The sequence below is a fragment of the Shinella sp. WSJ-2 genome (assembly GCF_003432075.1).
GTDB lineage: Bacteria > Pseudomonadota > Alphaproteobacteria > Rhizobiales > Rhizobiaceae > Shinella.
This window is the reverse complement of the sequence record NZ_QWBU01000012.1, coordinates 62,311-76,992: the sequence shown is the minus strand read 5'-3', so window position 1 is coordinate 76,992 and position 14,682 is coordinate 62,311. Positions and strand designations below refer to the sequence as shown.

Genomic DNA, 14,682 nt, shown 5'->3' with positions numbered 1-14,682 from the left:
GGAATTGAGATATGGCAAAGCTGAAAGTCGACGGAAAAGAAATCGAAGTCCCGGATCACTTCACGCTGCTTCAGGCGTGCGAGGAGGCTGGCGCCGAAGTTCCGCGCTTCTGTTTCCACGAGCGGTTGTCGGTTGCCGGCAACTGCCGCATGTGCCTCGTTGAGGTAAAGGGTGGGCCGCCGAAGCCGGCAGCCTCCTGCGCCATGGGCGTGCGCGACCTGCGCCCCGGCCCGAACGGCGAAGCGCCGGAAGTCTTCACGACCACGCCGATGGTCAAGAAGGCGCGCGAAGGCGTCATGGAATTCCTGCTGATCAACCACCCGCTGGATTGCCCGATCTGCGACCAGGGCGGCGAATGCGACCTGCAGGACCAGGCGATGGCCTTCGGCATCGACAGTTCGCGCTATTCCGAGAACAAGCGCGCGGTCGAGGACAAGTATATCGGCCCGCTCGTCAAGACGATCATGAACCGCTGCATTCACTGCACGCGCTGCGTTCGTTTCACGACCGAGGTCGCCGGCATCACCGAGCTTGGCCTGATCGGCCGTGGTGAGGACGCCGAGATTACCACCTATCTCGAGCAGGCGATGACGTCGGAGCTTCAGGGCAACGTGGTCGACCTCTGCCCGGTCGGTGCGCTCACCTCCAAGCCTTTCGCCTTCACGGCCCGCCCGTGGGAGCTGAACAAGACCGAATCGATCGACGTCATGGACGCCGTCGGCTCGGCCATCCGCGTCGATACGCGCGGCCGCGAAGTCATGCGCATCCTGCCGCGCATCAATGAAGAGATCAACGAAGAGTGGATCTCCGACAAGACGCGCTTCATCTGGGACGGCCTGAAGACCCAGCGCCTGGATCGTCCGTACGTCCGCAAGGACGGCCGTTTGCAGCCGGCAACATGGGCTGAGGCTTTCGGCGCGATCCAGACCGCTGTTGCCGGCACCTCGGGCGACCGCATCGGCGCGATTGCCGGCGATCTTGCGTCCGTCGAGGAAATGTTTGCGCTTCGCGAACTGATGACGTCGCTCGGCTCGAAGAATATCGACTGCCGCCAGGACGGTTCGCAGCTCGATCCGGCGCTCGGCCGCGCCAGCTACCTGTTCAACCCGACCATCGAAGGCATCGAGCAGGCCGATGCGCTCCTCATCGTGGGCGCCAACCCGCGCCTCGAAGCCGCCGTGCTCAACGCCCGCATTCGCAAGCGCTGGCGCGTGGACAACTTCCCGATCGGCGTGATCGGCGAACAGGCCGAGCTGCGCTACGGCTACGAGTATCTCGGCGCCGGCACGGACACGCTGTCTGCCCTTATCGAAGGCTCCCTCTCCTTTGCCGAAAAGCTGAAGACGGCAGCCCGCCCGATGATCATTGTCGGCCAGGGCGCGCTGTCGCGGGCCGATGGCCTCGCCATTCTCTCGGCCGTCTCGGCGCTTGCCGACAAGGTGGGTGCGGTCAAGGCGGATTGGAACGGCCTGGCCGTGCTGCACACCGCAGCCTCGCGCGTGGGCGGTCTCGACCTCGGCTTCGTGCCGGGCGAGGGCGGCAAGACAGCGGCCGACATGCTTTCGGGCACGGACGTGTTGTTCCTGCTCGGCGCAGACGAAATGGACTTCGCCAAGAAGTCCGCCTTTACGGTCTATATCGGCTCGCACGGCGACAACGCGGCGCATGTCGCCGACGTCATCCTGCCGGGCGCGACCTATACCGAGAAGTCTGGCACCTGGGTCAACACCGAAGGCCGCGTCCAGATGGGCAACCGCGCCGGCTTCGCACCGGGCGATGCCCGCGAGGACTGGGCGATCCTGCGTGCGCTTTCCGACGTGCTCGGGAAGAAGCTGCCGTTTGATTCGCTGCTCCAGCTGCGCGCAAAACTCTATGCCGCACACCCGCATTTCGCCGCGATCGACGAGATTGCATCAGGCGAAGTCGCCGATCTCTCGGCCCTTGCGAAAAAAGGCGGGACGATGGCGAATTCCGGGTTTGCGTCTCCGATCAAAGACTTCTATTTGACGAACCCGATAGCGCGCGCCTCCGCGGTCATGGCCGAATGCTCGGCGCTTGCCCGCAACAATTTCAAAGCCGCGGCGGAATGAGCGCGAAGGAATAAGACGTTATGGACGCTTTCATTTCGACCTACGTTTGGCCCGGCCTGATCATGGTGGCGCAGTCGCTGCTGCTGCTGGTCGCGCTTCTGGTCTTCATCGCCTATATCCTTCTGGCCGACCGCAAGATCTGGGCCGCCGTTCAGCTGCGCCGCGGCCCGAACGTCGTCGGTCCCTGGGGTCTCTTCCAGTCCTTCGCCGACCTCTTGAAGTTCGTTTTCAAGGAACCGGTCATTCCGGCGACGGCCAACAAGGTGATCTTCCTTCTGGCCCCGCTCGTCTCCGTGACGCTGGCGCTTGCCACCTGGGCTGTCGTGCCGCTCAACAACGGCTGGGTCATCGCCAACATCAATGTCGGCATCCTCTACATCTTCGCGATCTCGTCGCTTGAAGTGTACGGCATCATCATGGGCGGCTGGGCTTCGAACTCGAAGTACCCGTTCCTCGGCGCGCTACGCTCCGCAGCACAGATGGTGTCCTATGAGGTGTCGATCGGCTTCGTCATCGTCACCGTCCTGCTCTGCGTCGGTTCGCTGAACCTGACGGATATCGTCATGTCGCAGAGCGATGGCCTCGGCACGCGCCTCGGCCTGCCGCCGTCGTTCCTCGACTGGCATTGGCTGGCGCTGTTCCCGATGTTCATCATCTTCTTCATCTCGGCGCTCGCCGAGACGAACCGCCCGCCCTTCGACCTTCCGGAAGCGGAATCCGAACTCGTCGCCGGTTTCATGGTCGAGTACGGCTCGACCCCGTACATGATGTTCATGCTCGGCGAATATGCCGCCATCTGCCTGATGTGCGCGCTGACGACGATCCTCTTCCTCGGCGGCTGGTTGCCTCCGGTAGACGTCTGGTTCCTCAACTGGGTTCCCGGCATCATCTGGTTCGTGCTGAAAGCCTCCTTCGTCTTCTTCATGTTCGCGATGGTGAAGGCCTTCGTGCCGCGCTACCGCTACGACCAGCTCATGCGCCTCGGCTGGAAGGTCTTCCTTCCCCTGTCGCTCGCCATGGTGGTCATCGTTGCATTCGTGCTGAAGCTCACGGGCTGGTCCGCATGACCGCCCTGAACAACAGCAGCATTGGAGCTTGAAATGGCTAGTCTCTCACAAGCCGTAAACTCGCTGTTCCTCAAGGAATTCGTCGGCGCCTTCTTCCTGTCGATGCGCTACTTCTTCCGCCCGAAGGCGACGGTGAACTATCCTTTCGAAAAGGGCCCGGTCTCTCCGCGCTTCCGCGGCGAGCATGCGCTGCGCCGTTACCCGAACGGTGAAGAGCGCTGCATCGCCTGCAAGCTGTGCGAAGCGATCTGTCCTGCTCAGGCCATCACCATCGAGGCGGGTCCCCGCCGCAACGACGGCACGCGCCGCACGGTGCGTTACGATATCGACATGGTGAAGTGCATCTATTGCGGCTTCTGCCAGGAAGCCTGCCCGGTCGACGCCATCGTCGAAGGTCCGAACTTCGAGTTCTCGACCGAGACGCGCGAAGAGCTCTACTACGACAAGCAGAAGCTCCTCGAGAACGGCGATCGCTGGGAGCGGGAAATCGCCCGCAACATCGCGATGGACTCGCCTTACCGCTGATCGGCGGAAGGCATACTGAATTTCAAGTGCCTGACGAGTGCGTTCGTCAGGCTTCGACGGGGAGGGGGGACCTTCTCCGGGGAAGACGAAAAGGCACCAAAATGGGTCTGCAGGCTCTATTCTTCTATATCTTCGCCTTCGTGGCGGTGGCGTCCGCCTTCATGGTGATCGCGTCCAGGAACCCGGTTTATTCCGTGCTGTTCCTGATCCTCACCTTCTTCAATTCGGCGGGCCTGTTCCTTCTGACGGGCGCCGAGTTCCTGGCGATGATCCTGCTGGTCGTCTATGTCGGCGCCGTCGCGGTTCTCTTCCTCTTCGTCGTCATGATGCTCGACATCGATTTCGCCGAATTGAGGGCAGGGGCTCTCGAATATGCGCCGGTTGGCGCGCTGATCGGTATCATCCTGGCCATCGAGCTTGTCGTCGTTGTCGGCGGCTCGACGCTCTCGCCGGAGATCGCCAGCAGCGTTTCGATGCCGATCCCGCCGGTCGCGCAGCGTGAAAACACCGCCGCCCTCGGCGACGTGCTCTATACGAACTACGTCTACTTCTTCCAGATTGCCGGCCTCGTGCTGCTGGTCGCCATGATCGGTGCGATCGTGCTGACGCTGCGCCACAAGCCGCATATCAAGCGCCAGAACATCTCGCAGCAGGTTGCCCGCACGCCGGAAACCGCCGTCGAGGTGGTCAAGGTGAAGCCCGGTCAGGGCATCTGAGGCAGCGCGAGACAAGGAAAAGAAAAATGGAAATCGGTATTTCCCACTATCTCACGGTCAGCGCCATCGTCTTCACCCTGGGCGTCTTCGGGATCTTCCTGAACCGGAAGAACGTCATCGTCATCCTGATGTCGATCGAACTGATCCTGCTGTCGGTCAACATCAACATGGTGGCATTCTCGCATTTCCTGAACGACATCGTCGGCCAGGTCTTCGCGCTGTTCATTCTGACCGTCGCGGCTGCGGAAGCGGCCATCGGTCTTGCAATTCTCGTCGTCTTCTACCGCAACCGCGGTTCGATCGCCGTCGAAGACGTCAATATGATGAAGGGCTGATCGGGTCATGGATACCATCATCAAGGCAATCGTCTTCCTTCCGCTCACCGGCTTCCTGATCGCCGGCATCGGCGGCAATACGATCGGCGCCAAGGCGTCCGAATATGTCACCTCCGGCTTCATGATCATCGCGGCCGTTCTGTCCTGGATCGTCTTCTTCGACGTCGCGTTGGGCGAAACGGAGATGCTCAAGGTCAGCGTTCTGCGCTGGATCCAGTCCGGCGGCTTCGATGTCGAATGGGCGTTCCGCGTCGATACACTGACGGCCGTCATGCTCGTCGTCGTCAACTCCGTCTCGACGCTCGTGCATATCTATTCGATCGGCTACATGCATCACGACCCGCATCGGCCGCGCTTCTTCGCCTATCTCTCGCTCTTCACCTTTGCCATGCTCATGCTGGTGACGTCGGACAATCTCTTGCAGATGTTCTTCGGCTGGGAAGGCGTGGGTCTGGCGTCCTATCTGCTGATCGGCTTCTGGTACAAGAAGCCTTCGGCCTGCGCCGCCGCCATGAAGGCCTTCATCGTCAACCGCGTCGGCGACTTCGGCTTCGCGCTCGGCATCTTCTCGGTCTTCGTGCTGTTCGGCTCGATCAACTTCGAGACAATCTTCGCCACCGCCGCCACCTACCTGCCGGCTGAAGGCGCTGCGGATGCCGCCGAGCCTGTCATCAACCTCTTCGGCATGACGCTCGACAAGTCGCAGGCGCTGACCGCCACCTGCCTGCTGCTCTTCATGGGCGCGATGGGCAAGTCGGCACAGTTCCTGCTGCACACTTGGCTGCCGGATGCTATGGAAGGCCCGACCCCGGTTTCGGCCCTCATCCATGCCGCGACCATGGTCACCGCCGGCGTTTTCCTGGTCGCCCGCATGTCGCCGATTTTCGAACTGTCGCACACCGCGCTTCTGGTCGTGACGCTGGTCGGCGCCATCACCGCCTTCTTCGCGGCCACCGTCGGCCTCGTGCAGAACGACATCAAGCGCGTCATCGCCTATTCGACCTGCTCGCAGCTCGGCTACATGTTCGTGGCGCTTGGCATCGGCGCCTATGGTGCGGCGATCTTCCACCTCTTCACGCACGCCTTCTTCAAGGCCCTGCTGTTCCTGGGGGCCGGCTCCGTCATCCATGCCGTCGATGGCGAGCAGGACATGCGCTACATGGGTGGTCTCAGGAAGCACATCCCCGTGACTTTCTGGATGATGACGATCGGCACGCTGGCGCTGACCGGCGTGGGCATTCCGGGCACCGTCATCGGCTTTGCCGGCTTCTTCTCGAAGGATGCGATCATCGAATCGACCTTCGCGTCGCATAGCCCGCTTGCCGGCTTCGCCTTCACGCTGCTGGTCATCGCCGCTCTCTTCACGAGCTTCTACTCGTGGCGCCTGGCCTTCATGACCTTCTTCGGCAAGCCGCGCGCCTCCGCAGACGTCATGCACCATGTGCATGAATCGCCTGCCGTCATGCTGATCCCGCTCTACTTGCTGGCTGCCGGCGCGGTTGCCGCGGGCGTGGTCTTCGTGGAATATTTCTACGGCCACCACTATGCCGAATTCTGGCAGGGCGCTCTCTTCACGCTGCCGGAAAACGAGCTGGTCAACGAGTATCATCACGTCCCGCTCTGGGTGAAGTGGAGCCCGTTCGCCGCCATGGCAGTCGGCTTCGTCACCGCCTGGTATATGTACATCCGTTCGCCGGAAACCCCGAAATACCTCGCCGAGCAGCATCGTGGTCTCTACCAGTTCCTGCTCAACAAGTGGTACTTCGACGAACTCTACGACTTCCTCTTCGTGCGCCCGGCCATGTGGCTCGGCCGTACGCTGTGGAAGAAGGGTGACGGCGCCGTCATCGATGGTCTCGGCCCGAACGGCGTTGCCGCCCGCGTCGTCGACGTCACCGACCGCGTCGTGCGCCTGCAGACCGGTTACCTTTATCACTACGCATTCGCGATGCTGCTGGGTATTGCAGCACTCGTTACCTGGATGATGCTCGGGAGCTCCCTCTGATGACCGATTGGCCCATTCTTTCAGCGGTCACCTTCCTCCCGCTCGTCGGCGTGGCGCTCCTGCTCTTGACGCGGGAAGACAGCCCGTACGGCCGCCGCAACATCCTGAACGTCGCGATGCTGACGACGATCGTCACCTTCCTGCTTTCGCTCTTCATCTGGATCGGCTTCGATTATTCGAACCCCGGTTTCCAGATGACGGAAAAGCATGAATGGCTCGGCACCGGCATTTCCTATCATCTCGGCGTCGACGGCATTTCCATGCTGTTCGTCATCCTCTCGACCTTCCTGATGCCGTTCTGCGTGCTTGCAAGCTGGCATTCGGTCGAGAAGCGCCTGAAGGAATACATGATCGCCTTCCTGCTTCTGGAAGTGTTCATGGTCGGCGTCTTCGTCTCGCTCGACATCGTTCTCTTCTACGTCTTCTTCGAAGCAGGCCTCATTCCGATGTTCATCATCATCGGCGTGTGGGGCGGAAAGGATCGCGTCTACGCATCCTACAAGTTCTTCCTCTACACGCTGCTCGGCTCGGTCCTGATGCTGCTCGCCATCATGGCGATGTACTGGCAGGCCGGCACGACCGACATCACGGAACTGCTCGCCTATAACTTCCCGGCCCATATGCAGACCTGGCTGTGGCTCGCCTTCTTCGCGTCCTTCGCGGTGAAGATGCCCATGTGGCCGGTCCATACCTGGCTTCCCGACGCGCACGTTCAGGCGCCGACGGCAGGTTCGGTCATCCTGGCCGGCGTGCTCCTGAAGCTTGGCGGCTACGGTTTCATCCGTTTCTCGCTCGCCATGTTCCCGCTGGCGTCCGACTATTTCGCGCCCTTCGTCTTCACGCTGTCGGTCATCGCCATCATCTACACCTCGCTGGTGGCGCTGATGCAGGACGACATCAAGAAGCTGATCGCCTATTCGTCGGTCGCCCACATGGGCTACGTCACCATGGGTATCTTCGCGGCGAACATGCAGGGCCTGCAGGGCGCCATCTTCCAGATGCTGTCGCACGGCATCGTCTCCGGCGCGCTCTTCCTCTGCGTCGGCGTGGTCTATGACCGGCTGCACACCCGCGAAATCGCGGCCTATGGCGGCCTCGTCAACAATATGCCGAAATACGCCGTCGCCTTCATGATCTTCACCATGGCCAATGTCGGCCTTCCCGGCACGTCCGGTTTCGTCGGCGAAATCATGACGCTGGTCGGCGCCTTCCAGGCAAACACCTGGGTCGCCTTCTTCGCCACGACGGGCGTCATCCTCTCCGCCTCCTACGCGCTGTGGCTCTACCGCCGCGTGATCTTCGGTGCGCTGGAGAAGGAAAGCTTGAAGTCGCTGCTCGACCTGTCGGGCCGGGAGAAGGCGCTTCTCTACCCGCTGGTGATCCTGACGATCTTCTTCGGTGTCTATCCGGCACCGGTCTTCGACGTGACGGCGGCTTCGGTCGACGCACTTCTCAATCAATACTCCGCGGCTCTGCAAGCAGCGCAATCCGTTGCGCTCACGGCGAACTGAGGACGGGACCAAGACATGACCGCTGATACTCTCCTTGCCAGCCTTCAGCTCTCGACGCCCGAGATCATTCTCGCCGTCGGCGCCCTGGTCCTGCTGATGATCGGTGTGTTCTCGGGCGAGCGCTCGGGCACCACCGTGATCGGCCTTGCCGTCGCCGTCCTCATCATCGCCGGCCTCTGGCTGGTGCTTTCGACCGGCGAAGGCCAGGCCTATGGCGGCGCCTTCGTGTCGGATGCCTTCGCCAAGTTCATGAAGGTTCTGGCGCTGATCGGCTCCATCACCGCCATGGTGATGACCGTCGGCCACGCCCGCTCGCAGCAGCTCGACCGCTTCGAGTTCCCGGTGCTGATCGTGCTCTCGACGCTCGGCATGCTGCTGATGATCTCGGCCAACAGCCTGTTGTCGCTGTACCTCGCGCTGGAACTCCAGTCGCTCGCCCTCTACGTGGTCGCCGCGATCAATCGCGACAGCCTGCGTTCGACGGAAGCCGGCCTGAAGTATTTCGTGCTCGGCGCGCTCTCCTCCGGCATGCTGCTTTACGGCATGTCGCTGGTCTATGGCTTCACCGGCCATATCGGCTTCCAGGACATCGCTGCCGCGCTCACCGCCGAGGGGCGTTCGCTCGGCCTCGTCTTCGGCCTGGTGTTCATCCTTGCCGGCCTTGCCTTCAAGATCTCGGCCGTGCCCTTCCACATGTGGACGCCGGACGTTTATGAAGGTGCGCCGACCCCGGTCACCGCGTTCTTTGCCGCGGCCCCGAAGGTCGCCGCCATGGCCATGCTGGTGCGTATCGTCATCGAGGCCTTCCAGCCCGTCGTCGCCGACTGGCAGCAGGTCATCGTCTTCATCTCGATCGCCTCCATGCTGCTCGGTTCCTTCGCGGCCATCGGCCAGACGAACATCAAGCGCCTGATGGCCTATTCGTCGATCGGTCATATGGGCTATGCGCTCGTCGGCCTCGCCTCCGGCTCCATGGCCGGCGTGCGCGGCGTGGCGCTCTATATGCTGATCTACATGGTCATGACGCTCGGCACCTTCGCCATCATCCTCGCGATGCGCCGCAAGGATGGCGAGAATGTCGAAGAGATCAGCGATCTTGCTGGCCTCTCCTCGACCAATCCCTTCATGGCAACCGTCCTGACGATCCTGATGTTCTCGCTCGCCGGCATCCCGCCGATGGCAGGCTTCTTCGCCAAGTACTTCGTCTTCATGGCGGCCATCGAGGCGCAGCTTTATGCGTTGGCCATTATCGGCGTGCTCTCCTCGGTTGTCGGTGCCTACTATTACCTCCGTGTCGTCAAGGTGATGTGGTTCGATGAGGCGACCGGCGAATTCGCTCGCACGGCCGGCGAACTGAAACTGGTCTTCGGCCTCTCGGGTCTCTTCGTTCTCGGCTACGTGCTGATCGGTGGCCCGATCGGCAACGCGGCCGAAGCTGCGGCACGGACCTTCTTTTGATTAGGTCCGATAGCGCTGGCCTTATGTCGCTTGACGACTTCAGGCACGAGGCGCTGGCCGAAGTCGGCTCGACCAATACGGAATGCCTGGAGCGCGCCCGAAAGGGCGCGCTTTCCGGTCTTTGGATCACTGCCGATCGCCAGACGGGCGGGCGCGGCCGGCGCGGGCGCGCATGGTTCTCCGAACCCGGCAATCTCTACGCCTCGTTGCTGTTGATCGATGCCGCCCCGATGGAACGACTCGGCTCGCTGCCGCTGGCTGTCGCGGTGGCCGTGCAGGATGCCGTCAGCCGCGTCATGCCGCTCAACGCGCCGGACGTCCTGGTCAAATGGCCGAATGATATCCTCATCGAGCGCCGGAAGATCTGCGGCATCCTGATCGAGGGCGAGACGCTGCCCGATGGCCGGCACGGTCTCGTCATCGGTATCGGAATCAATGTGTCCGTGGCGCCGGATGCTGGCCTCTATCCCGTTGCGACGCTGCGCGATTTCGGCGTCTCGGCTTCCCCCGACGAGCTTTTCGCCTATCTCTTCCAGTCGATGGCCGAGACGTTGACGCTGTGGAACCGCGGACGCGGCATCGCCGCCGTCATGGAGCGCTGGAAACGGGTGGCCGGCGGCATCGGGGAAAACATCACGGTCAATCTTCCCGACCGTTCTATTTCCGGGCGCTTCGCCGGAATTGATGATACAGGTCTCCTCAAGCTGGAGACGGATGACGGCGGCACGCGACTGATCGCGGCCGGCGACGTATTTTTTGGATAGGAATTTTTGAACCCGATGGCAAAAGAAGACGAACTGGTGTTCCTGCCGCTTGGCGGCGTCGGCGAAATCGGCATGAACCTGGCGCTTTATGGCTACGGCCCGAAGGCCAACCGCCAGTGGATCATGGTCGATTGCGGCGTCACCTTTCCGGGACCGGACCTGCCGGGCGTCGATCTGGTGCTGCCCGATATCCGCTTCCTCGCCAAGGAGCGCGAGAAGCTGAAGGGCATCATCATCACGCATGCGCACGAGGACCACTACGGCGCGCTGAACGATCTCTGGCCGGGCCTCAACGTGCCGGTCTATGCCTCGCCCTTCACGGCCGGCATGCTGGAAGCCAAGCGCGACTACGAGAAGAGCCGCGTCGATATTCCGGTGACGATTTTCAAGCAGGGCGACCGCATCAATGTCGGGCCCTTCGAGATTGAAGCGATCGGCGTCAACCACTCCATTCCCGAACCCATGTCGCTGGCGATCAAGACGCCGCTCGGCACCGTCATCCATACCGGCGACTGGAAGATCGACCTCGATCCGTCGCTCGGCCCGCTGACCGACGAAGCGCGCTTCCGCAAGCTCGGCGATGACGGCGTTCTGGCGCTGATCTGCGACAGCACCAACGCGGTGCGTGATGGCGTCTCGCCCTCCGAGCATGAAGTGTCGGAAAGCCTGACCAAGATCATCGAAAGCGCCGAGGGCAGGGTGGGCATCACCACCTTCTCGTCGAATGTCGGCCGCATCCGCTCCATCGCGCAGGCTGCCGAAGCCGCGGGTCGTGAAGTGCTGCTGCTCGGGAGCTCCATGAAGCGCGTGACGAATGTCGCGCGCGACATCGGCCTGATGGAAGGTTTGAAGCCGTTCATCGAGGAAGACGAGTTCGGCTATATCCCGCGCGACAAGGTCGTGGTCATCCTGACGGGCAGCCAGGGCGAGCCGCGTGCGGCCCTTGCCAAGATCGCCCGTGATGAGATGCGCAACGTCGCCTTCACGGATGGCGATACGATCATCTTCTCCTCGCGTGCCATTCCCGGCAACGAGAAGGCGATCAACGACATCAAGAACGGCTTGATCGAGCAGGGAATCAACGTTGTCACCGATGCCGAGGCGCTGGTGCACGTCTCCGGCCATCCGCGCCGCAACGAGCTGCAGCAGATGTACGCCTGGACGCGCCCGAAAATGGTCGTTCCCGTTCATGGCGAGGCCGCGCATCTGGTGGCCCATGCCGAGCTGGCCGAACAGTCCGGCATTGGTGAGGTGCCGCGCGTGCGCAACGGCGATGTGCTGAAGCTGGCACCGGGTGAGCCGGAAGTGGTGGATCACGCGCCCTTCGGCCGTATCTTCAAGGACGGCAACCTCATCGGCGACTATGACGAAATGGGCATCGGCGACCGCCGCAAGCTCGCCTTCGTTGGCCATGTCGCCGTCAGCATACTGCTCGACAGCCGCTACGACTTCCAGGGCGATCCGGAAGTGGAACCCTTCGGTCTGCCGCAGTTCGACGACGAGGGCGAGGATATGGGCGACACGCTCTATGACGCCGTGCTTGGAGCCGTCGAAAGCATTCCGCGCGCCCGCCGCAAGGATCTTGAAATGGTGCGCGAGGCCGTGCGTCGCGCCGTGCGCTCCACCGCCAACGAGATCTGGGGCAAGAAACCCGTCGTCACGGTGTTTTTGACGAAGGTCTGATCCTTACCGCGCGTGCCAGGCCGGTAAGGCGCGGCCCGCGTGAACTTGGTTGCAGCAATTCCGGGCCCGGCGCGTAGCGCGCCGGGCCCTCCTTCATCTTGCATAGACGCGTCGGAGATGAAGAGGTGTGACAGCACGCCGCCATCCGGCCGTTTGAACTTCGCGAGCAAGCGGCGTAAAAGACCCGCTGTCGCACGAGGGCCTGTCCATGCAGCTGTTTTCCATTTTCGCCGTCTACTTCATCGTCTGGTGGCTGACGCTCTTCGCCGTCTTGCCGTTCGGCTTGAAGACGCAAGCCGAGGCGAATGATGTGGTGCCCGGCTCGGTGGAAAGCGCGCCTGCCCGCTTTCGCGGCGGCCGTATCGTGCTGATCACCACGCTCGTCTCAGCCGTGATCTATAGCGCGTGGTACGTGCTGTCCGTACGCCTCGGCTACGGACTGGATTCGCTGCCGCAGTTCTACCCGAACTACGAATAGCGTCGCCATAAAGGTTAACGGCCGTGAATGGCGGATGGGTAAGCGATTTCGCCCTTCCGGCCTTTGACGGAAAAGTCTTTCGTTTGTGTTTCGTCAAAAAACTTGTTCAACAATCCGCTTTGGCCTGTCTGGCAACCGGAAATAGGCTGATTTCCCCCGAGTGAACCTGGCGTAACGTGAGGCGCAGTGTCGCAGGGGACTTGCGTGCCGATTTCCGTCGCTCGGAAATAATAGGAACGTGCACGGCGGAGCGCGGAAGTTCAGCAAAAGGCAAAAAAAAACAAGGCTGAAAGCCTTGTTTTGCAGGTATCGCGTGATCTTTATCCGTTGTGCGGTGGCAGCGTCTACGCGCGCCTAAGATCTGATCCTCCCAAGACTTGACCGCGAAAATGGCTGGAATTTGCACTTCCTGCCTGTTTTGTGGCCTGAAACTAGCCCAAACGTTAGGCGTTGTCATCCGCTTTTTTTGCATTTTTGCTACACTGGAATAAATTTTTTCGATTGACAACACGTGCGCAATTTCTGTTATTGGCGCCCTCATTTTTCCGCCACAATCGCCGGTCCCGCCAAGAGCGGTGGACAGTTTTTCGTGCTGCGATGCCGGCTTGGCCTGCCGGGTTTCTTTCCGCCCGCGAAGCGTTTATGAACGCGTGAAAATCAACGTCATTTTGCCCGATTCCCGGAATAGGGCGGATCAGTCACACCGGAAACCGATATGCGCCTTTCCCGCTTCTTTCTGCCCATCCTCAAGGAAAACCCCAAGGAAGCCGAAATCGTCTCGCACCGCCTTATGCTGCGTGCGGGCATGGTCAAGCAACAGTCCCAGGGCATTTATACCTGGCTGCCGCTGGGGAAGCGCGTTCTCGACAAGGTCAACGCCATCATCCGCGAGGAGCAGAACCGCTCCGGCGCGATCGAGCTTTTGATGCCGACGCTGCAATCCGCCGAACTCTGGCAGGAGAGCGGCCGCTACGACGCCTATGGCAAGGAAATGCTGCGCATCAAGGACCGCCAGGAGCGTCCGATGCTCTACGGTCCGACCAACGAGGAAATGATCACGGACGTCTTCCGTTCGTTCGTGAAGTCCTACAAGGACCTGCCGCTCAACCTCTATCACATCCAGCTGAAGTTCCGTGACGAGATCCGCCCGCGCTTCGGCACCATGCGCTCGCGCGAATTCCTGATGAAGGACGCCTATTCCTTCGACCTGAACCGTGAAGGCGCCGTGCATGCCTATAACCGCATGTTCGCGGCCTATCTGCGCACCTTCTCGCGCATGGGCCTGCGCGCCATCCCGATGCGTGCCGATACCGGCCCGATCGGCGGCGACCTCAGCCACGAATTCATCATTCTTGCCGATACCGGTGAGTCGGAAGTCTTCTGCCACAAGGACTTCCTGAACTTCGACATTCCCGGCATCGATACGAACTTCGATGACGTTGCCGGCCTCAAGGGCATTTTCGACAAGTGGACCTCACGCTACGCCGCCACGTCGGAAATGCACGACGCGCCGGCTTTCGAGGCGATCCCGGAAGGCGAGCGTCTGTCGGCGCGTGGCATCGAAGTTGGCCACATCTTCTATTTTGGCACGAAATATTCCGAAGCCATGGGCGCCAAGGTTCAGGGCCCCGACGGCAAGGAGCACACCGTGCATATGGGCTCCTACGGCATCGGCCCGACGCGCCTCGTGCCCGCCATCATCGAGGCCTCGCATGACGAGAACGGCATCATCTGGCCGAAGTCGGTGGCACCCTTCGAGGCAATCGTCATCAACATGAAGTCGGGCGATGCCGCCTGCGACGCCGCCTGCGAAACGATCTATGGCGCGCTTCTGAATGCCGGCGTCGACGTGCTCTATGACGACAAGGACGAGCGCGCCGGTGCGAAGTTCGCGACGGCTGACCTTATCGGGGCGCCGGTGCAGGTCATTGCAGGCCCGCGCGGCGTCGCCAGTGGCGAAGTCGAGATCAAGGACCGCAAGACCGGCGAACGCGAGACGCTGACCATCGAGGCGGCGATCAACCGCCTGACGTCCGGCAACTGATGTCGG

The 14,682-nt window shown here is 61.7% G+C and carries 12 protein-coding genes; all 12 read left to right on the top strand.

Going from position 1 to position 14,682, the window contains the following annotated elements; all coding sequences use genetic code 11:
• The first annotated feature begins 11 nt into the window (after positions 1 to 11).
• The 12 genes from nuoG to proS all read left to right on the top strand — a co-directional run bounded on the left by nuoG (position 12) and on the right by proS (position 14,676).
• Positions 12 to 2,090, top strand: a complete 2,079-nt coding sequence (gene nuoG / locus D0Y60_RS20720; RefSeq protein WP_117371852.1) for an NADH-quinone oxidoreductase subunit NuoG — start codon at positions 12 to 14, stop codon at positions 2,088 to 2,090.
• Between the two features lie 20 nt (positions 2,091 to 2,110).
• A complete protein-coding gene (gene nuoH, locus D0Y60_RS20715) occupies positions 2,111 to 3,157 on the top strand; it encodes an NADH-quinone oxidoreductase subunit NuoH (protein ID WP_117371851.1) in 1,047 nt (348 codons plus the stop codon).
• Between the two features lie 33 nt (positions 3,158 to 3,190).
• Positions 3,191 to 3,682 carry an NADH-quinone oxidoreductase subunit NuoI gene (gene nuoI, locus D0Y60_RS20710; RefSeq protein ID WP_023513863.1) on the top strand — a complete coding sequence of 164 codons (492 nt, stop codon included), beginning with the start codon at positions 3,191 to 3,193 and terminating at the stop codon, positions 3,680 to 3,682.
• 101 nt (positions 3,683 to 3,783) lie between these two features.
• Complete coding sequence (locus tag D0Y60_RS20705; RefSeq protein WP_117371850.1) at positions 3,784 to 4,398, top strand: NADH-quinone oxidoreductase subunit J; 615 nt, start codon at positions 3,784 to 3,786, stop codon at positions 4,396 to 4,398.
• Positions 4,399 to 4,424: 26 nt separating this feature from the next.
• On the top strand, positions 4,425 to 4,733 hold the full coding sequence (gene nuoK, locus D0Y60_RS20700) for an NADH-quinone oxidoreductase subunit NuoK (protein ID WP_117371849.1): 309 nt from the start codon (positions 4,425 to 4,427) through the stop codon (positions 4,731 to 4,733).
• Between the two features lie 7 nt (positions 4,734 to 4,740).
• Positions 4,741 to 6,738, top strand: coding sequence for an NADH-quinone oxidoreductase subunit L (gene nuoL, locus D0Y60_RS20695; protein ID WP_117371848.1), 1,998 nt, complete (start codon positions 4,741 to 4,743; stop codon positions 6,736 to 6,738).
• Positions 6,738 to 8,249 carry an NADH-quinone oxidoreductase subunit M gene (locus tag D0Y60_RS20690; RefSeq protein ID WP_117371847.1) on the top strand — a complete coding sequence of 504 codons (1,512 nt, stop codon included), beginning with the start codon at positions 6,738 to 6,740 and terminating at the stop codon, positions 8,247 to 8,249. The genes nuoL and D0Y60_RS20690 overlap by 1 nt, the downstream gene beginning before the upstream one ends.
• Positions 8,250 to 8,264: 15 nt before the next feature.
• Complete coding sequence (gene nuoN, locus D0Y60_RS20685) at positions 8,265 to 9,707, top strand: NADH-quinone oxidoreductase subunit NuoN (RefSeq protein ID WP_117371846.1); 1,443 nt, start codon at positions 8,265 to 8,267, stop codon at positions 9,705 to 9,707.
• Between the two features lie 23 nt (positions 9,708 to 9,730).
• Entirely contained in the window at positions 9,731 to 10,471 is a 741-nt protein-coding gene (locus D0Y60_RS20680) for a biotin--[acetyl-CoA-carboxylase] ligase (RefSeq protein WP_117371845.1), read from the top strand.
• Between the two features lie 15 nt (positions 10,472 to 10,486).
• Positions 10,487 to 12,154 carry a ribonuclease J gene (locus D0Y60_RS20675; protein ID WP_117371844.1) on the top strand — a complete coding sequence of 556 codons (1,668 nt, stop codon included), beginning with the start codon at positions 10,487 to 10,489 and terminating at the stop codon, positions 12,152 to 12,154.
• 208 nt (positions 12,155 to 12,362) lie between these two features.
• Positions 12,363 to 12,632, top strand: coding sequence for a DUF1467 family protein (locus D0Y60_RS20670; RefSeq protein ID WP_117371843.1), 270 nt, complete (start codon positions 12,363 to 12,365; stop codon positions 12,630 to 12,632).
• Between the two features lie 715 nt (positions 12,633 to 13,347).
• Positions 13,348 to 14,676 carry a proline--tRNA ligase gene (proS, locus tag D0Y60_RS20665; protein WP_117371842.1) on the top strand — a complete coding sequence of 443 codons (1,329 nt, stop codon included), beginning with the start codon at positions 13,348 to 13,350 and terminating at the stop codon, positions 14,674 to 14,676.
• The last annotated feature ends 6 nt before the right edge of the window (positions 14,677 to 14,682 follow it).